Annotated in this window: 18 protein-coding genes; 14 read left to right on the top strand and 4 right to left on the bottom strand. The window is 75.0% G+C overall.

Annotated features, from left to right (window positions below):
* The first annotated feature begins 68 nt into the window (after positions 1–68).
* The 7 genes from ACZ4U1_RS04005 to ACZ4U1_RS03975 all read left to right on the top strand — a co-directional run bounded on the left by ACZ4U1_RS04005 (position 69) and on the right by ACZ4U1_RS03975 (position 5,869).
* Positions 69–272 (top strand): MbtH family protein, encoded by a 204-nt coding sequence (locus ACZ4U1_RS04005; RefSeq protein ID WP_014676677.1) that lies wholly within the window; start codon positions 69–71, stop codon positions 270–272.
* Positions 273–426: 154 nt separating this feature from the next.
* The gene (locus tag ACZ4U1_RS04000; RefSeq protein WP_467899269.1) at positions 427–957 is read left to right on the top strand and encodes a GNAT family N-acetyltransferase; all 531 of its coding nucleotides are present in this window, start codon (positions 427–429) and stop codon (positions 955–957) included.
* Complete coding sequence (locus ACZ4U1_RS03995) at positions 954–2,183, top strand: MFS transporter (protein WP_467899266.1); 1,230 nt, start codon at positions 954–956, stop codon at positions 2,181–2,183. The genes ACZ4U1_RS04000 and ACZ4U1_RS03995 overlap by 4 nt, the downstream gene beginning before the upstream one ends.
* Before the next feature lie 103 nt (positions 2,184–2,286).
* The gene (locus ACZ4U1_RS03990; protein WP_467899264.1) at positions 2,287–4,737 is read left to right on the top strand and encodes a SpoIIE family protein phosphatase; all 2,451 of its coding nucleotides are present in this window, start codon (positions 2,287–2,289) and stop codon (positions 4,735–4,737) included.
* An 81-nt stretch (positions 4,738–4,818) separates the two neighbouring features.
* Entirely contained in the window at positions 4,819–5,091 is a 273-nt protein-coding gene (locus tag ACZ4U1_RS03985; protein ID WP_467899261.1) for a hypothetical protein, read from the top strand.
* A gap of 76 nt (positions 5,092–5,167) precedes the next feature.
* Positions 5,168–5,536: a DUF6479 family protein gene (locus ACZ4U1_RS03980; RefSeq protein ID WP_467899259.1), complete on the top strand. Its 369-nt coding sequence runs from the start codon at positions 5,168–5,170 to the stop codon at positions 5,534–5,536.
* Positions 5,537–5,683: 147 nt separating this feature from the next.
* Positions 5,684–5,869, top strand: a complete 186-nt coding sequence (locus ACZ4U1_RS03975) for a hypothetical protein (protein WP_467899257.1) — start codon at positions 5,684–5,686, stop codon at positions 5,867–5,869.
* A 23-nt stretch (positions 5,870–5,892) separates the two neighbouring features.
* On the opposite strand, the gene ACZ4U1_RS03970 is transcribed toward ACZ4U1_RS03975, so the two are convergent.
* From ACZ4U1_RS03970 to ACZ4U1_RS03960, 3 genes are all read right to left on the bottom strand, one after another.
* Complete coding sequence (locus ACZ4U1_RS03970; RefSeq protein WP_467899255.1) at positions 5,893–6,477, bottom strand: isochorismatase family protein; 585 nt, start codon at positions 6,475–6,477, stop codon at positions 5,893–5,895.
* Positions 6,478–6,800: 323 nt separating this feature from the next.
* The gene (locus ACZ4U1_RS03965; protein WP_467899253.1) at positions 6,801–6,983 is read right to left on the bottom strand and encodes a hypothetical protein; all 183 of its coding nucleotides are present in this window, start codon (positions 6,981–6,983) and stop codon (positions 6,801–6,803) included.
* On the bottom strand, positions 6,983–7,420 hold the full coding sequence (locus tag ACZ4U1_RS03960; RefSeq protein WP_467899251.1) for a MarR family winged helix-turn-helix transcriptional regulator: 438 nt from the start codon (positions 7,418–7,420) through the stop codon (positions 6,983–6,985). The genes ACZ4U1_RS03965 and ACZ4U1_RS03960 overlap by 1 nt, the downstream gene beginning before the upstream one ends.
* 161 nt (positions 7,421–7,581) lie before the next feature.
* Here ACZ4U1_RS03960 and ACZ4U1_RS03955 point away from each other — a divergent pair, with 161 nt between their 5' ends.
* Genes ACZ4U1_RS03955 through ACZ4U1_RS03930 form a run of 6 tightly spaced genes read left to right on the top strand, consistent with a single transcriptional unit; the run spans position 7,582 to position 14,555 of the window.
* The gene (locus tag ACZ4U1_RS03955; protein ID WP_467899248.1) at positions 7,582–10,626 is read left to right on the top strand and encodes an FAD-binding and (Fe-S)-binding domain-containing protein; all 3,045 of its coding nucleotides are present in this window, start codon (positions 7,582–7,584) and stop codon (positions 10,624–10,626) included.
* 2 nt (positions 10,627–10,628) lie between these two features.
* Complete coding sequence (locus ACZ4U1_RS03950; protein WP_467899246.1) at positions 10,629–11,738, top strand: enolase C-terminal domain-like protein; 1,110 nt, start codon at positions 10,629–10,631, stop codon at positions 11,736–11,738.
* A gap of 30 nt (positions 11,739–11,768) precedes the next feature.
* The gene (locus tag ACZ4U1_RS03945) at positions 11,769–12,779 is read left to right on the top strand and encodes an SDR family oxidoreductase (RefSeq protein WP_467899244.1); all 1,011 of its coding nucleotides are present in this window, start codon (positions 11,769–11,771) and stop codon (positions 12,777–12,779) included.
* A 9-nt stretch (positions 12,780–12,788) separates the two neighbouring features.
* On the top strand, positions 12,789–13,289 hold the full coding sequence (locus ACZ4U1_RS03940; protein WP_467899241.1) for a metallophosphoesterase family protein: 501 nt from the start codon (positions 12,789–12,791) through the stop codon (positions 13,287–13,289).
* Positions 13,290–13,314: 25 nt separating this feature from the next.
* On the top strand, positions 13,315–13,905 hold the full coding sequence (locus ACZ4U1_RS03935; RefSeq protein WP_467899239.1) for a GNAT family N-acetyltransferase: 591 nt from the start codon (positions 13,315–13,317) through the stop codon (positions 13,903–13,905).
* Between the two features lie 38 nt (positions 13,906–13,943).
* A complete protein-coding gene (locus tag ACZ4U1_RS03930) occupies positions 13,944–14,555 on the top strand; it encodes an MFS transporter (RefSeq protein WP_467899237.1) in 612 nt (203 codons plus the stop codon).
* 306 nt (positions 14,556–14,861) lie between these two features.
* Here the strand turns inward: ACZ4U1_RS03930 and ACZ4U1_RS03925 are convergent, their stop codons facing one another.
* Positions 14,862–15,968, bottom strand: coding sequence for an XdhC family protein (locus ACZ4U1_RS03925; RefSeq protein ID WP_467899235.1), 1,107 nt, complete (start codon positions 15,966–15,968; stop codon positions 14,862–14,864).
* A 185-nt stretch (positions 15,969–16,153) separates the two neighbouring features.
* Between ACZ4U1_RS03925 and ACZ4U1_RS03920 the strand changes: the two genes are divergently transcribed.
* The gene (locus ACZ4U1_RS03920) at positions 16,154–18,148 is read left to right on the top strand and encodes a GTP-binding protein (protein WP_467899233.1); all 1,995 of its coding nucleotides are present in this window, start codon (positions 16,154–16,156) and stop codon (positions 18,146–18,148) included.
* Positions 18,149–18,175: the final 27 nt, after the last annotated feature.

The raw sequence follows: 18,175 nt of genomic DNA, 5'->3' as shown, positions 1-18,175 counted from the left end.
CGCTCACCACCGACGCTCCGCTGACCACCGCCCACCCTCACCCGAACCGGACGACGAAGGAAGACGACATGGACGAGAACACCCGCTACCAGGTGCTGCGCAACGACGAGGAGCAGTACTCCCTGTGGCCCGTCGACATCGAGGTGCCCGCGGGCTGGCAGCCCGTCGGCAAGGAGGGCACCGAGGCCGAGTGCTCCGCGTACGTCGACGAGGTCTGGACCGACATGCGGCCCAAGAGCCTGCGCGAGCGCATGGAGAACGCCGGCGCCTGACCGCCGGGACCACACCGGGCCGGCGGGATGCACGCCGGCCCGGCGGTGGCCGCCCCCCCACGTGCCGCACCCACCCGACGCCCCCCACGCCGCCGTCCCGGCGCCCCACCGCCCTCGGCCCCCGCCCCACCGCATCACTCCCGAGGAGCCCGCCATGACCACGCCCGTTCTGCGCACCGCACGCCTGGAGTTCCTCCCCTACCGGCCCGAACACGAGGACGTCTTCGTCGCCCTGCTGCGCGACGCGGAGGTGTGCCGCTGGATGGGCCAGGAGCTTGTCCCGGAACCGCAGGTCCGGGAGCTGTTCCGCGCCATCCTCACCGACGTCTACCCCCAGCGCCGCTTCGACGTCTGGGGACTGTGGCTCGCGGGCAGCTACGTCGGCCACGCCGAGGTCAAGCCGACCGGCAACGTCGACGGCCACGAACTCGTCACCGCGCTCGCCCCCGGCTACTGGGGCCGCGGCCTGGGCGGGGAGGCGGTCCGCGGCCTGCTCCGGCACGCCGCCGACAACCTCGGACTCACCGAGGCCTACGGCATGGTCGGCGCCGAGAACACCGCCAGCCTGGCCATGTGCGACCGCCTGGGCTTCCGCCACGTCCGCGACGTCGTCGCCGAGGACGGCTCCGTGACGAAACTGCTGGTGATCTCCACCACGGATCCGGGCGGTGAGGATCCCGCATGACCCGGGCGTCGCTCGGCGAAGAGGCCGCCCGGCCCGGTCTGTGGCGGAACCGGGACTTCAATCTCCTGTGGACCGGGCAGTGCCTGTCCGACCTGGGCGGTGCCATGGTGGATCTGGCGCTTCCCCTGCTGGTGCTGCAGCAGACCGGGTCCCCGGCCCGGGCCGGGCTCGTCGGCACCGCCGGGCTCGTCACCACGCTGGTGTGCCGGCTGCCGGCCGGAGTCCTCGCCGACCGGTTCGACCGCCGTAGGCTGATGATCGCCTGCGATGCGCTGCGGCTCGCCGCGTACGCCCTGCTCGGCTGGGCGGTCGCGGCCGGCACGGCGAGCCTGCCGGTGATCCTCGCGGTGGTGGTGGCCGGCGCCGCCGCCACGGCCGTGTTCAGCACCGCCGAGCACGCCTCGGTGCGCGCCCTGGTCGGCCCCGACCGGCTCACCTCCGCCGTCGCCCGCAACGAGGCGCGGACCTACGGCGTCACGCTGGCCGGCCCGCCCCTGGGCGGCCTGCTGTTCGGACTCGGCCGGGCCCTGCCCTTCTTCTGCGACGCGCTGAGCTTCCTGCTGTCCCTCGTGGCCGTCAGCCGCATCCGGCGCCCCCTCCAGCAGCCGCGGCGGGAGCCGGCCCCGCCCGTCGGCGCGTCCGCCGCGGAGGGCCTGCGCTTCCTGCTGGGGCACCCGTTCCTGCGGGCCCTGCTGCTGATCGCCGCTCCGCTGAACATGGCCTTCACGGGCATGGTCTTCGCGATGACCCTCGCGCTGCGCCGGGCCGGCGTCTCCCCGTTCCTGGTGGGTGTCGCCGGCACGGTCTTCGCGCTGGGCGGTCTCCTCGGCGCCCTCGCCGCCCCGGCGCTCCAGCGGCGGCTGCGGCTGCCCGTCCTGCTCACGCTGCTGTGCTGGGCGACCGCCGCGCTGATGACGGTCGGCGCGCTGCTGGCCGGCACGATCCCGGCCGCCGTACCGCTGGCCGCCGCCGTGTTCCTCGGGCCGACGGCCAACGCCGCCCTCTTCGCCCACCAGGCCGCCGTCACCCCCGACCACCTCCAGGGTCGCGTGGTCGGCGGCGTCCTGCTCGCCGCCGGCTCGGCCGCCGCGCTCGCCCCCGCCCTGGCCGGCGCGCTGCTCGCCCGCTGGGCCCCGGGACCGGCCCTGCTGGTCTTCCCCGCGCTGGTCACCGCCGCCGCGGTGACGGCCACCCTCAGCAAGGGCATCCGCACGACGCCCGGCTAGGGCCTGTCCGACACCGGCCCGGGCGACGACGGGACCTGTCAGGCAGGGCCTGACGCCGGTCACAGGGGCTGCGCGGGCGGCTCATACGCGCTGTAATGGCGACGTGGTGAGTGAGGGCGCTGCGGTCAGCGGGACGAGAACGGCGCCGGAGCGTGCCGAAGTCGCCCTCGCCTCGCTGATGGCGTCCCCGCCGACCCCCGACCGGCTCCGCCGGCTCCTCGAACAGGCGCTGGTGCTCGCCGGGGTGTCCTTCGCCGGGGTGTACACGCCCGGCGACGACCCCGCCCAGCTCTGCCTGGCCGAGTCGGCCGGCCTGCCCCGCACCCTGTACGGCCTGAGGGACTGCTATCCGGCCGCCGGTGCCTTCCCGGTCGCCGAGACCCACCGCACCGGACGCCCCCGGTGGCTCGGCCCCGCCGAACTGGCCGGGTGCCCGGACGCCCGCCGCACCCCGTCCCCGGACTTCTCCCTGGCCGTCCTGCCGCTCGGCCCGGCCGGCGGCGGCTGCCTGCTGGCGGTCGGCGAGCACCCCGGCGGCTTCGGCACCGACGACCGGGCCTGCCTGGAACTGATCGCCCGCGCGGTCGCCGTCCCCGCCCCGCCCGCCGCCGGCGAGACGGGGGAGCTGCCCGAGGACGCCTTCAGCCTGTCCATGGACACCGGCCGGGTCGAGGTCGGCGAGGCCATCCTGCGGCTGTTCGGGATCGCCCGGGACAGCTTCGACGGCCGCGTGGAGACCCTGCTCGGCCGCGCGGTGCCCGAGGACCTGCCCGCGCTGATGTCCGTGGTCGAGGCCGACCACATGTCCATCGGCGACCGCGAGCTGGAGTTCCGGATCCTGCAGCCAGGCGGCCGGCCCAGGTGGCTGCGGCTGCGCGGCCGGCTGCAGCCCGGCGGCGAGGGCCGCCCCGCCCGGCTGGTCGGCACCGTCGCCGACGCCTCCACCCTGCGCTCCGACGTCACCGACGTGGCCCGGGTGCAGCGGCTGGCCGCCGCCCTCGCCACCGCCGGCACCGTCAAGGACGTCGGCCAGGCCGTCGTCGCCGCCCTGCGGGGACCGCTGCAGGCCGACCGGATCGCCCTGGCCGAACTGGAGAACGACCGGCTGGTCGTCACCGTCCTCGACCCGCCCGAACCCGAGGCCTGGCCCGACGTGTGGCGCAGCGAGTGGCGCACCGAGTGGCCCGACGCCCCCGTCCGCGCCATGCCCACCCTGGCCGCCGCGCTGCGCGAGGGCCGCGCCCGGATCTGGCCCGCCGGCAGCCCGCTGGAGCCCGCCCTCGCCGAGGTCGGCCCGGGCGGCCTGGCCGTACTGCCGCTGCCCGCCGGCGGCCGCATGGCAGGCGCCTGCCTGATCGGCTGGGACCGCCCGCACGAGTTCGCCCCCGACGAGCGCGCCCTGCTCACCGCCTGCGCCGGCCTGGCCGGCCAGGCCCTGCTGCGTGCCCACGCCTTCGACGCCGAGCACGAACTCGTCGGCATGCTCCAGCGCACCCTGCTGCCCCGCCGCCTGCCCAGGCTGCCCGGCGCGGTCGCCGTCGCCCGCTACCTGCCCACCACGGCGGGCCTGGAGGTCGGCGGCGACTGGTACGACGTGATCCCGCTCGCCGACAACCACGTCGCCCTGGTCATCGGCGACGTCCAGGGACACAACGCGGGCGCCGCCACCCTGATGGGCCAGATGCGCACCGCGCTGCGCGCCTACGCCGCCGAAGGGCACTCCCCGGACGTGGTCGTCGCGCACGCCAACCGGCTGCTGCTGGACATGGAGACCGACCTCTTCGCCACCTGCGCCTACGTCGACGTCGACATGGAGCAGGGCACCGCCTGGTGCGTACGCGCCGGGCATCTGCAGCCGGTGCTGCGGCACCCGGACGGCACCGCCGAGATCGCGCAGGCCGAGGGCGGCCCGCCGCTCGGCGTGCTCGCCCAGGCCGATTTCCCGATGACCCCGCTGCGCCTCCAGCCCGGCACCGTGCTCGCGCTGACCACCGACGGCCTTGTGGAGTCACCCGGCACCGACCTCGACGCCGGCATGGACCGCCTCGCCCGTGAACTGGCCGCCGCCGACCCCGCCCACCTCGGCCTGGTCGCCGACGCCCTGCTCACCGGCGCCCACCGCGGCGACGACGTGGCGCTGCTGCTGATGCGCTACGACGGCCTGGCCGTACGGCCGCTGCGGGAGAGCTGGACGGTGTGGCGGGTGCCGGAGGCGGTCCGGCACGCCCGCCGCTTCACCCGGCGCACCCTGCGCTCCTGGGGCGTGTCCCAGGACACCCTCGACGCGGCCCTGCTGGTCGTCTCCGAACTCGTCACCAACGCCCTGGTGCACACCGGCGGCCCGGTCCGGCTCGACATGAGCCTGGTCAACCACCGGCTGCGGCTCGCCGTCGCCGACTCCTCCCCGCGCAGCCCCGTGAAGCCCGCCAGCATCGGCTGGGAGGCCACCGGCGGCCGGGGCATCCTGCTGGTGGAGGCCGTGTCGGCGGCGTGGGGGACGGTCCCGGTCAGCGGCGGCAAGCAGGTCTGGGCGGACCTCGTACCCGACGGCTGACCCGCCACTCGGGTACGGGTGGGAGCCGTTCAGGCCGGTTGGACAGGCGGGCTCCGGCCCCGGTGCCTAGGGTCGGTTGATGTGGCACACACCTTCGAAGAACTGGTGCAGAAGCAGCGCGCGGCCGAAGCGGCCCGCACCACGGTCGAGGACCTCCGCACCACGTACGGCCCGCCGGCCGAGCGGCGGATGACGGGCGCCCAGTCGGGCACCTACGAGACCGCGCTGCGCGCCTGGCGCGACCTGGCCCGCGACGTGCAGACGGCGGTGAGCGAGTACGCCAGGGAGACGGGCCGCCCGAGGGCCGAGGTCGAGGCGGAGGTGGAACGCGCGGCGGCACAGGAGACGGACTGAACCCCTGCCCCACCTCCCGCCCGCCGGTATGTGGGGGTCCGCGCATCCGCCGAGCCGGGCCGGGTACCCGGCGGCCATGAACACTGCCATGTACGAAGCGGCCACCGGCGCGCAGGTCTTCGGATACGTCCTCATCCTGATCGCCGGCGTGGCCTGTGTCGTGGGACTGATCTGGGCCTTCCGGCTGGGCAGCAAGGTGCGGGAGCGCGAGCCGGCGCCGCCGCGGCCCGACGAACAGCCGAGGATGCCGCCGTCCGGACCGGTCCGCGAGACCCGCGAGGTCCGCGAGCCCGACGAGGTGCCCCGCGCCGCCGACGAGAGCGAACGCCTCACCCCGTACCAGCTCGGCAACGTCGGCTCCAAGCGCGCCGACGACCAGCGCCGCCCCCGCTGGTCGCCCGGTTCCAGCGGGTCCTTCGGTGGCGGAGGCGGCGGCCGGACCTGACCACCGCGGCCGGCGCCCCCGTTTGCGGGGCCCGTGACCCGGGGACCCGGTCGGACACAGATCGCAGCCCCGGGCCCGGCGGGCCCGGCGAACGGCTCCCGCAGCGGGCGGGACACGGCTCCCGCACCGGCGGGACACAGAAGGAAGATGAACGACGTGACCGCGCATGCCAGCGAGAAACCTGCCATACCTCACGCGGAGACGGGCTGGGCCGCCGCCCACCGCCTGCGGAACCGCGGAGTGCGCACCTGTGTGCCCGCCGTCCTGGACGGCGGCTCCGCGCGCCGGGAGGCCCCGGACACGGAGGACCACATCGTGCGCGGCGAGGACTGAACGGCCCCGTCACGGCAGTGCGGTCAGGGGTGGGTCTTGGCGAGCAGCTCCAGGATCTCGGCGGTCGTACCGGTCTCGCCGAGCCGGGGGAAGATCCGCTCGACACTGTTCGCGTGCGCCTCGCCGTCGGCGTCGGCCATGGCGTCCGTGGCGAGGGTGACGTGATAGCCGTGCGCGTAGGCGTCGCGGGCGGTGGACTCCACCCCGATGCTGGTGGCGATCCCGGTCAGCACGATCTGCGTGACGCCCCGGCGGCGCAGCTGGACGTCCAGGCCGGTGCCGTGAAAGGCGCTCCAGTTGTGCTTGGTGACCCGGATGTCGCCGGGGTGCCCGGACAGTTCGCCGACGACGACGTCCCAGCCCTCCGGGAAGGCGAGCCCGCGCGGCCCGCGCTCGGTCCGGCCGGGGACGGCGTCCGCACCGTCGGGGGCGAAGGAGACCCGGACCAGGACCACGGGCAGCCCGCGGGAGCGGAAGGCCTCGGCGAGTCCGGCCGTCCGGGACACGACGTCCGGGCCCGGGTACGGCTGGGTGGGCATGGCCACGATGCCGTTCTGCAGGTCGATCGCGACGAGGGCGGTGCGGGGGTCGAGCGCGGTGAGCGACATGAGTCGGTCAGGCCTTTCGAGAGGTGGGGGTGGGCCGGCCGGGGGACCGGTCGGGCAGGGGCGTCGCCGGCGGCGGCGCGGAGCCGGCGAGCATGAACAGGGCCGGGGTGTGCGGCCCGGCCGTGTCGGTGCGGTGGCGGCGGACGCGACCGGCGCGCCGAGGCAGGTGAGCCGATGGGCCCTCGGCCGGCACCGTCCTGAACGCGGACAGGCCGCTGGCTCGGCGCCGCGCTACGGTCTGCGCCCGGCTGAGCACCGGGTCCGTCCTGCGGCTCGCGGGCCGCGCGGTGCTGCCGGCCGGCCACCGGGGCCCGCCTCGGCCGCTACTCACGGTCGGTGTGCTCGGCGTGCCGCAGGGCGTGCTCGGCATCGCCACGCGGAACGCCCTGTGCCGGCAGGCCGAGCCGGAGCGAATCGCCTCCGTGGCCGGACCGCGGGACGAGCCGCCGGTCGAACGCGTCGGGGGACGGGCCGGCGAGCCGGGCGCGCGGGGCGGGCCCCGGCATCACGGCCGGGACAGCCGTTCCATCAGCTCCAGCGCCGCGAGGACCGTCTGCCGCTCCTCCTCGGTGTAGCGGTCCTGGAAGGCGCGGGCCAGCCACTCCTCGCGCACCTGCCGGTTCCCCTCGACGCGGGCCCGGCCGGCGTCGGTCAGCGTGACCAGCTGGCGGCGGCCGTCGTCGGGGTCGGGGGCGCGGCGGATCAGCCCGTGCTGCTCCAGGGCGGCCAGCGTGGTGGCCATGGACTGCGGGCGCACCCCCTCGGCGGCGGCGAGCGCGCTGGCCGTGGCCGCGCCGTGCTTGCCGACCAGGGCGAGCGCCGACTCCTGTGAGGGACTGAGGTCGGCGTCCTGCGCCACCTCCCGGATGCGGCGCCGCAGCCTGCTGAACACCACGCGCAGATCGCGTGCGGCGCGGGCGGCGGAGTCGGAGATGTCGGCCATGCCGCCAGGCTAGAACCGGCAGCGAAAACTGTCCAGCCTGGACTGTTCAGTTTTGGCTGTCGATTTGCCGGGGTACTCGCCGGGCTCGGACGGCGCGGCACGTCAGAGCGGCACGTCACGCAGTACGTCGGTGCACCCACGGAGCGACTCGAGGAGCGCAGATGACCCCTCCGGACAGGTCCGGCCTGGAGGCGGCCCTGAGCGCCGAGGTGGACGGCGAAGTCCGCTTCGACGCGGGCAGCCGCGGCGCCTACGCCACGGACGGCTCGAACTACCGGCAGGTCCCGCTGGGCGTCGTCGTGCCCCGCACTGTCGAGGCGGGCGCCCGCGCGGTCTCGGTGTGCGCACGCTTCGACGCCCCCGTCCTCTCCCGCGGCGGCGGCACCAGCCTGGCCGGGCAGTCCACCAACACCGCCGTCGTGATCGACTGGAGCAAGTACTGCACCGGGGTGCTCTCCGTCGACCCCGAACGGCGCACCTGCGTGGTGGAGCCCGGCATCGTCCTGGACCAACTCAACCAGCGACTCGCCCGCCACAAGCTCCAGTTCGGACCGAAGCCGTCCACCCACAGCCACTGCGCGCTCGGCGGCATGATCGGCAACAACTCCTGCGGCGCCTCCGCCCAGGCCTACGGCAAGACCGTCGACAACGTCCGCCGGCTGGAGATCCTCACCTACGACGGGCAGCGCGCCTGGGTCGGCCCCACCCCGCCCGACGAACGCGCCCGGATCGTCGCAGGCGGCGGCCGGCTCGCCGAGATCTACGCCGGCCTCGACCGCATCGCCACCGAGTACCTGGCCGACATCCGCCGCGGCTACCCTAAGATCCCCCGCCGCGTCTCCGGCTACAACCTGGACTCCCTGCTGCCCGAGAACGGCTTCGACGTCGCCAAGGCCCTCGTCGGCAGCGAGGGCACCCTGGTGACCGTCCTGCGCGCCGAACTCGACCTCGTGCCCGTGCCGCCGTACCAGTCCCTGCTCGTCCTCGGCTACGACGACATCTGCGCCGCCGCCGACGACGTCCCCCGCCTGCTGGAGCACTGCTCGCCCACCCAACTGGAAGCCCTCGACGGGCGCATGGCCCAGCTGATGCGCGAGGAGGGCGCCTTCCTGGACTCCCTCGCCGCGCTGCCCGAGGGCGACAGCTGGCTGATGGTGCAGTACAGCGGCGACAGCCAGGAGGACGTCGACGCCCAGGCACACGCGCTGCTGCGGGCCGTCGGCCGCGCCGAGAAGGACCCGGACGTCGCCTTCTCCGACGACCCCGCCCGCGAGCAGAAGATGCTCAAGGCCCGCGAGGCAGGCCTCGGCGTCACCGCCCGCCCGCCGGACGACCGGGAGACCTGGGAGGGCTGGGAGGACTCCGCCGTACCGCCCGAACGGCTCGGCGACTACCTGCGCGACCTGAAGGACCTGTTCGCCGAGTTCGACTACGGCCACCCGTCCCTGTACGGCCACTTCGGGCAGGGCTGCGTCCACACCCGCATCCCCTTCGGGCTGAAGACCGCCCAGGGCGTGGCCGACTTCCGCCGCTTCCTGGAACGCGCCGCCGACCTCGTCGCCTCCTACGGCGGCTCCCTGTCCGGCGAGCACGGGGACGGCCAGTCCCGGGGCGAGCTGCTCACCCGGATGTTCGGCGAACGGCTCGTCACCGCGTTCGGCGAGCTGAAAGCCCTCTTCGACCCCGGCAACCGGATGAACCCCGGCAAGGTCGTCCACCCCAACCCGGTCGACGGACAGCTGCGGCTCGGCCCGGCCTGGCACCCGGCCACCCCGCGGACCCACTTCGGCTTCCCCGAGGACGACCACTCCTTCGACCGCGCGGTCATGCGCTGCGTCGGCATCGGCAACTGCCGCAGCCACTCCGGCGGCGTCATGTGCCCCTCCTACCGGGCCACCATGGAGGAGGAGCACTCCACGCGCGGCCGGGCCCGGCTGCTGTTCGAGATGCTCGACGGACACGCCGACTCCGCGATCAAGGACGGCTGGCGCTCCACCGCCGTCCACGACGCCCTCGACCTCTGCCTGGCCTGCAAGGGCTGCAAGTCCGACTGCCCGACCGGCGTCGACATGGCCACCCTCAAGGCCGAGTTCATGTCCCACCACTACGAGGGACGGCTGCGCCCCATGGCCCACTACTCCATGGGCTGGCTGCCGGTCTGGGCCCGGCTGTCCCGGACCGCCCCCTCCCTGGTCAACTCCGCGCTGCACGCGCCCGGCCTCGCGTCCCTGGGCAAACGGCTCGCCGGGATCGACGAGGCCCGCCCGGCACCGGTGTTCGCCGGGCAGTCCTTCCTCCAGTGGTGGCGGGCCCGCGACCGGGACGAGCCCGACCCGGCCGACCCGCGCACCGTCGTGCTGTGGCCCGACACCTTCAGCACCTACTTCCACCCGTCGATCGCGATCTCGGCCGTCCGGGTCCTGGAGGACGCCGGCTTCCGGATCGCCGTGCCGTCCAAGCCGGTGTGCTGCGGCCTCACCTGGATCTCCACCGGCCAACTCCCCGTGGCGAAACGCGTGTTGCGCAACACCCTCGACGTGCTGCGCCCCTACCTGGAGGCCGGCACCCCGGTCATCGGCCTGGAACCCTCCTGCACGGCCGTCTTCCGCGCCGACGCCCCCGAGCTGATGCCCGGCGACCAGGACGTGGCACGGCTCGCCGCCCAGACGCGCACCTTCGCCGAACAGCTCGTCCACCACGCCCCCGACGACTGGCAGCCGCCACAACTGGCCCGGCAGGCGACCGTGCAGACCCACTGCCACCAGCACGCCATCATGAAGTTCGACGCCGACCGCGAACTCATGCGCCGCGCCCACCTCGACGCCGAGGTGCTCGACGAGGGCTGCTGCGGCCTGGCCGGCAACTTCGGCTTCGAACGCGGCCACCACGAGGTGTCCATGGCCGTCGCCGAACAGGGCGTCCTGCCCGCCGTCCGCGGAGCCGCCCCGGACAGCCTGGTCCTCGCCGACGGCTTCAGCTGCCGCACCCAGATCGAACAGGGCAACACCGGCCGCCGCGCCCTGCACCTCGCCGAGGTCCTCGCGCTCGCCCTCGACGGCACCCTGCCCAGCGACCACCCCGAGCGGCTCGCCGACCGCCCCGCCGAGCCGTCCCGCACGGCCCGCTGGGCGACGACCGCCTCGGTGGCCGCCCTCGCCCTGGGCGCCGTGGGAGTCGTCGGCCGGCTGCGGCAGCCGAGGAGGTGACCATGAGCGACCAGCCGGCCGTCGAGGCCGTGGACACCGCCGTCTACACCGTGCCCACCGACACCCCCGAGGCGGACGGCACCCTCGCCTGGGACAAGACCACCCTCGTCCTGGTCACCGTCCGCGCCGGCACCACCACCGGGCTCGGCTACACCTACGCGCCCGCCGCCACCGCCCACCTCGTCCGCGAACTCCTCGCCGGCACCGTCACCGGCCTCGCCGCGTACGACGTGCCGCGCGCCAACGAGCGGATGTGCCGGGCCGTGCGCAACGCCGGACTGCCCGGCGTCGCGGCCCAGGCGATCGCCGCCGTCGACATCGCCCTGTGGGACCTCAAGGCGCGACTGCTCGGCCTGCCCCTCGTCCACCTGCTGGGCGCCGCCCGCGACGACGTCCCCGTCTACGGCAGCGGCGGCTTCACCACCTACGACACCGCCCGCCAGGAGCGCCAGCTGCGCGGCTGGGCCGAGGAACAGGGCATCCCCCGCGTCAAGATCAAGATCGGGGAGTCGTGGGGCACCCGGGAGGAGCGCGACCTGCAACGCGTCGCCCGCGCGCGGGCCGTCATCGGCGACACCGCCGAACTGTACGTCGACGCCAACGGCGGCTACACCGGCGGCCAGGCCCTGCGCCTCGCGGACGCGCTCGCCGACCAGGGCGTCACCTGGTTCGAGGAACCCGTCTCCTCCGACCACCTGACCACCCTCGCCGACATCCGCCGCCGCACCCCGATCGACGTCACCGCCGGCGAATACGGCTACACCCTGCCGTACTTCGAGCACATGCTGGCCGCCGGAGCGGTCGACTGCCTCCAGGCCGACGTCACCCGGTGCGGCGGCATCACCGTCTGGCTGCGCGCCGCCGCGCTCGCCCACGCGCGCGGGATCGACGTCTCCGGGCACTGTGCCCCCCACGCCCACGCCCACGCGGCCGCCGCCGTGCCCAACCTGCGCCATCTGGAGTGGTTCCACGACCACGTCCGCATCGAACGGCTCCTGTTCGACGGCGTCCTCGACCCCGGCGGCGGCAGCATCACACCGGGCGCCGACGGGGCACCCGGCCTCGGCCTGACCCTCGCCGAGGTACGGGCGGCGCCCTACCGGGTCGAGTGACCGACACCGTCTGCACAGGAGGAGAGGAACATGCCCCCCACCGTCGTCATCACCGGCGCCAGCGCCGGCATCGGCCGCGCCACCGCCCGCCTGTACGCCCGGCGCGGCGCCGACGTCGTCCTGGTCGCACGCGGCGAGGGCGGCCTGGAGGCGGCGGCCGACGAGGTCGCGGCCCTCGGCGGACGACCTCTGGTGCAGGTGGCCGACGCGGCCGACCCGGCCCAGCTGGAGGCCGCCGCCGAGGCCGCGGAGAAGACCTTCGGTCCCATCGACGTATGGATCAACTGCGCCTTCTCCACCGTGTTCGCCCCGTTCGAGGAGATCACCGCCGAGGAGTTCAAGCGGGTCACCGAGGTGACCTACCTCGGTTTCGTCAACGGCACCCGAGCGGCCCTGAAGCGCATGCTGCCCCGCGACCGCGGCACCATCGTGCAGGTCGGCTCCGCGCTCGGGGAACGGTCCATCCCGCTGCAGTCGGCGTACTGCGGAGCCAAGCACGCCATCAACGGCTTCACCTCCTCCCTGCGCACCGAACTGCTGCACCGGGGCAGCAACGTGCACATCACCGTCGCCCAGATGCCCGCCGTGAACACACCCCAGTTCCAGTGGGTCCGCTCCCGGCTCGCCAAGCACCCCATGCCCGTCCCGCCGATCTACCAGCCCGAGGTCGCCGCGCGAGGCGTGCTGTACGCCGCCGACCACCCGCAGCGCAAGCAGTACTACGTCGGCGCGTCCACCGTCGCCACCATCTGGGCCAACCGGCTCGCCCCCGCGCTGCTCGACCGCTACCTGGCCCGCACCGGCTACGGCTCCCAGCAGGCCGACCGCATCCCGCCCGCCGGCCTGGACAACCTCTTCGCCCCGGTCGACCGGGAACCCACCGACGACCAGGGCGCCCACGGCGCCTTCGACGACAGCGCGCACGCCCGCTCCTGGCAGGAGACCCTGCTCCGGCACCCCGCCGCCACCGCCCTCGGCGCCGGCGCCGCCCTGCTGGGCACCGCACGCGGCCTGCGCCGCCTGACCTCCCGAGCCGCCTAGGCTGACGGTGTGCGCCTCCTGCTGATGTCCGACACGCATCTGCCCAAGCGGGCCAAGCGGCTCCCGGAGCAGCTGCTCGCCGAACTCCCGCGCGCGGACGTGGTGTTCCACGCCGGGGACTGGGTCGACACCGCCACCCTCGACCTGCTGGAGAGCCGCAGCCGCCGGCTGATCGGCGTGTACGGCAACAACGACGGCCCCGACCTGCGCGCCCGGCTCCCCGAGGTGGCCTACGCCGAACTGGGCGGCCTGCGCTTCGGCGTCGTCCACGAGACCGGCCCCGCCCAGGGCCGCGAGGCGCGCTGCGCCGCCCGCTTCCCGGACCTGGACGTCCTCGTCTTCGGGCACAGCCACATCCCCTGGGACACCACCGCCCCCGGCGGCCTGCGCCTGCTCAACCCCGGCTCCCCGACCGACCGCCGCCGCCAGCCCCACTGCACCTACCTGACGGCGACGGTGGCCGACGGAACGCTCAGCGACGTCACCCTGCACCGGCTGCCGCGGCGCTGACGGCCGGCCGTGCGAGGATGCCGGGATGATCTCCAGCCCCGGCATACCCGACGTCGTACCCGCGGGCCGCATGGCCGACCGCGACCAGCCCGTCCTCGACCTGCCGGGCGGCCACCGGCTGCGGCCCTGGCGGCCCGAGGACGCCGACGCGCTGCTCGCCGCCGGGCAGGACCCCGCGATCACGCGGTGGAACCTGTTCACCGTGGCCGACCGCGCGGACGCCCGCTCCCGGATCGACCGCATGCACGCGCGGTGGCGGGCCGAGACCGGCGCCGTGTGGGCCCTCGCACGGCCGGACGGCCCGGCCGTCGGACTCATCGGCCTCAACGACGTCGACCTGGCGGGCGGCGGCGCCGAACTCGTCTACTGGCTGCTGCCCGAGGCACGCGGCGGCGGCCTCGCCGTCACGGCGACCCGGCGGCTGTCCCGGTGGGCCCTGACCGACCTGGGCCTGCACCGGCTGCGGCTGTGCCACTCGACGGCCAACGCCGCGTCCTGCCGGGTGGCGCAGAAGGCCGGCTTCACCTTGGAGGGCACCCAGCGCAGCGCCCTGCTGCACGCCGACGGCTGGCACGACCAGCACCTGCACGCGCGCGTGGCCGGGGACCCCGAGTAGCGGGGGGATTGTCGGTGCCGGGTGGCACCCGTTGGGGTATGGCGCACTCACCGGCAACCCTCCGCGGACTCCAGTGGGTGGTGGACGGCTACGCGCTGGCCCTCGCCTCCCTGATGCTCACCAGCGGCACGGCGGGGGACCGGTACGGCCACCGGCGGGTCGTGCCGGCCGGGCTCGCCGTGCTCGGCGCCGGATCCCTCCGCTGCGGCCTCGCACCGGATGTGCCCGTGCCGGTCGCCGCCCGGGTCGTGCAGGGCACAGGCGCGGCGCTCCTGCTTCCCGGCACGCCGGCCATCATCGGCCGGGCCTTCCCCGACCCGGTCGAGCGGGCCCGCGCGATCGGCGTGTGGGCCGGCGTCGGCAGCCTCGCCCTGCCCGCGGGCCCGCTGCTCGGCGGCGCCCTGACCGACGGGCTGGGCCGGCGGGCGATCTTCCTGGTCGACGTACCGATCGTGCTCCTCGCCCTGCTCCGCTCCCTCGCCGTGGTCCGCGAGAGCCGGAACACGGCGGCCCACCCCCTGGACCTGCCCGGCCTGCTGCTCGGCGGCCTCGCCCTGCCCGCGACGACGTTCGCCTTCATCGAGGGCGGCCGGTCCGGCGCGACGGCCCCGGACGTGCTCACGGCGCCTGACGGGCCCGGCCAACGCTGACGCCGCCGGGCCCCGATGCGCGCCCTGTCACTCTCGGCCCGCCAGGCCCCTCCGGCCACCCGGACGAGGCCCTAGCCACCCGGCGCCCGGCATCCCGGCGGTGCCTCGGCTTCGTCGGCGGGCTTCCGGTTGCGCAGACGATGCCCCGGCCCATGACGGGCCCGGCGACGCTGACGCCCCCTGGGCCCCGATGCGTGCCCTGTCACCCTCGGTCCCCGAGGCCCTCCGGCCAGCCAGGCGACCACAGCCACTCGACTCCCCGGCCACCCTCACCCCACGTCACCCCACAAGTCACCCCACCCCACGTCACCCCACCCCCCGCGGATGAATCGCCCCCCTCGTCGCGCTGAGCGGAACCCCGCTGCCGCCCCAGCGCAGGGCCACGATCTCCGCTGCCACCGACACCGCCACCTCCTCCGGTGTGCGGGCCCCGAGGTCCAGGCCGAGCGGGGAGCGGAGGCGGGTCAGTTCCTGGTCGGTGAGGCCGGACTCGGCCAGGCGGCGGAGCCGGTCGTCGTGGGTGCGCCGGCTGCCCATCGCCCCGATGTAGGCCGCCGGGCGCCGCAGCGCCTCCCGCAGCACCGGCACGTCGAACTTCGGGTCGTGGGTGAGGACGCAGATCACCGTCCGCTCGTCGGTGCGCGTGCCGTGCAGATACCGGTGCGGCCAGTCCACGACGACCTCCACGCCCTCCGGGAACCGCTGCGGCGTGGCGAACACCGGCCGGGCGTCGCACACGGTGACCCGGTAGCCGAGGAAGTGCCCGAGCCGGGCCACGGCGGCCGCGTAGTCGATGGCGCCGAACACCAGCATGCGCGGCGGCGGAGCGAAGGACTGCAGGAAGACGGTCACCGTGTCCTCGCGCCGTTCCCCGTGCGGGCCGTAGTGCCGCAGGCCGGTCACGCCGAGGGCGAGTTCGCCGCGCGCGTCGGCGGCGACGGCCACGTCGAGCCCCCGCGTGCCCAGGCTTCCGGCGGCCGTGCGCGGCCACACCGCGAGGGTGGCCCCGCGCTGCGCCGGCCCGTCGACCACGGTGGCCACGGTGACCGGCTCACCGCCCGCGACGGACGCGGCGACCGCGCCGAACACCGGATCCCGGGCCCGGGTCACCGGCCGTACCAGGACGGTGATCTCACCCCCGCAGGTGAGCCCGGCCGCGAAGGCGTCGTCGTCGCTGTAGCCGAACGTCTCCAGCCGTGCCGCGCCGCTCTCGACGACCTCCTGGGCCAGCTCGAACACCGCGCCCTCCACACAGCCGCCGGACACGCTGCCGACCACCTCGCCGTCCGGGGCCACCGCCAGCGCGGCGCCGGGCGCGCGCGGCGCGCTGTGGCTGACCGAGACGACCGTGGCCAGCCCGAACGGCACCCGGGCGGCGTACCACCGGTCCAGTACGGGGAGAATCTCGCGCATCGTCCGCTCCTCGGCTCAGCCCCCCGCCACGGGCACCTAGTTGAACGTTAATCCGTTGGCGCCGCAGCCGCCCTTCTGCTGCACTGCACCGGTCGAGTTCCCGAGAGAACCAGGAGCGAAGATGCGCACTGCGTGCATGTCCACCCCCGTAGCAACCGCCCCCTCTCCCAAGGACATGACGCTTCGTGCCATTGCTCGACCCTCTGCTCAATCTGGGCATCCTCGCGCACGTCGACGCAGGTAAGACCAGCCTGACCGAACAGCTGCTGCACACCGCCGGAGTGATCGACGAGATCGGCAGCGTCGACGCCGGCAGCACCACCACCGACACCCTCGCGCTGGAGCGGCAGCGCGGCATCACGATCAAGTCCGCCGTCGTGTCGTTCCCGCTCGACGGCGTCACCGTCAACCTCATCGACACCCCCGGTCACCCGGACTTCATCGCCGAGGTGGAGCGGGTGCTCGGCGTGCTCGACGGCGCCGTCCTGGTCGTCTCCGCCGTCGAGGGCGTCCAGGCACAGACCCGCGTGCTCATGCGCACCCTGCGCCGGCTGCGCATCCCCACCCTGGTCTTCGTCAACAAGATCGACCGGCGCGGCGCCCGCGACACCGCCGTGCTCCACCAGATGGCGCAGCGGCTGGCCGTACCGGTCGTCCCGATGGGCACGGCCGCCGGGCTGGGCACGCGCGCCGCCCGTTTCCGCCCCGGTCTCGGCCCGGCCGCGCTGGAGGCGCTGGCGGACCGGGACGACGGCCTGCTCGCCGCCTACCTCGACGGCACGGTCCCCGAGGCCCGGCTGCGCCGCGCCCTGACGGCACGGACCCGCGACGCCTCGGTCCACCCGGTGTACTTCGGCTCCGCGATCACCGGCGCCGGCGTGCCCGAGCTGATCGGCGGCATCGAGCGGCTGCTGCCGCCCGCCGCCGGCGACCCGGACGGCCCCCTGTCGGGCACGGTCTTCAAGGTCGAGCGGGGCCCGGCGGGGGAGAAGGTGGCCTACGCCCGCCTCTTCTCCGGCACCCTGCGCGTCCGCGACCGGATCCCGTTCGGGGACGGCCGCCGGGGCACCGGCGACGCGGGGCGCGTCACCGCCCTCAGCGTCTTCGACCACGGCACGGACACCCGGACGGACAGCGCCGCGGCGGGCCGGATCGTCAAGGTGTGGGGCCTCGGCGGCATCCGGATCGGCGACGCGCTCGGAGCGCCGGGACGGTCGTACGAGCACCACTTCGCGCCGCCCACCCTGGAGACGGTCGTCGTCCCCGGCCCCGGCGCCGACCGGCGCTCCCTGCACCTCGCGCTCACCCAGCTGGCCGAGCAGGACCCGCTCATCGGCGTCCGCCACGACGAGCTGCGCGGGGAGACCTCGGTGTCCCTCTACGGCGAGGTGCAGAAGGAGGTCGTCCAGGCCACCCTCGCCGACGAGTACGGCCTGGACGTCACCTTCCGCGAGACGACGACCCTGTGCATCGAACGGCCGGTCGGCTCCGGACACGCGGTCGAGTTCAACAAGAAGGACCCCAACCCCTTCCTCGCCACCGTCGGCCTGCGCGTCGACCCCGCACCGCCCGGCGCGGGCGTCGCGTTCCGGCTGGAGGTGGAACTGGGCTCGATGCCGTACGCCTTCTTCAAGGCGGTCGAGGACACCGTCCGGGAGACGCTCGGCCAGGGGCTGCACGGCTGGCAGGTCACCGACTGCACGGTCACCATGACCCACTCCGGCTACTCGCCCCGGCAGAGCCACGCCCACCAGGGCTTCGACAAGAGCATGTCGAGCACCGGCTACGACTTCCGGGGCCTGACCCCGCTGGTCCTGATCGAGGCGCTGCGCCGCGCCGGCACCCTGGTGCACGAGCCGGTGCACCGCTTCCGGCTGGAGGCGCCGGCCGACACGCTCGGCGCGCTGCTGCCGGTGCTGGCCCGGCTCGGCGCGGTACCGGAGAGCACGGGCACGCGGGGCCTGGTCTGTGTGCTGGAGGGCACGGTGCCGGCCGCCCGGGTGCACGCGCTGGAGCAGCGGCTGCCGGGACTGACCCGGGGCGAGGGCGAGCTGGAGACGGCCTTCGACCACTACGCGCCGGTCACGCGCGGCACGGTGCCGGAACGCCCGCGCACCGACCACAACCCGCTGAACCGGAAGGAGTACCTGCTCAACGTGACCCGCCGGGTGGGGGAGTGAACCAGTTCCCGAGTTCCTGACTGATAG

The sequence above is a fragment of the Streptomyces sp. NPDC028928 genome (assembly GCF_055564915.1).
The sequence above is the reverse complement of the archived record's forward strand: the minus strand, read 5'-3'. Positions and strand labels throughout refer to the sequence as shown.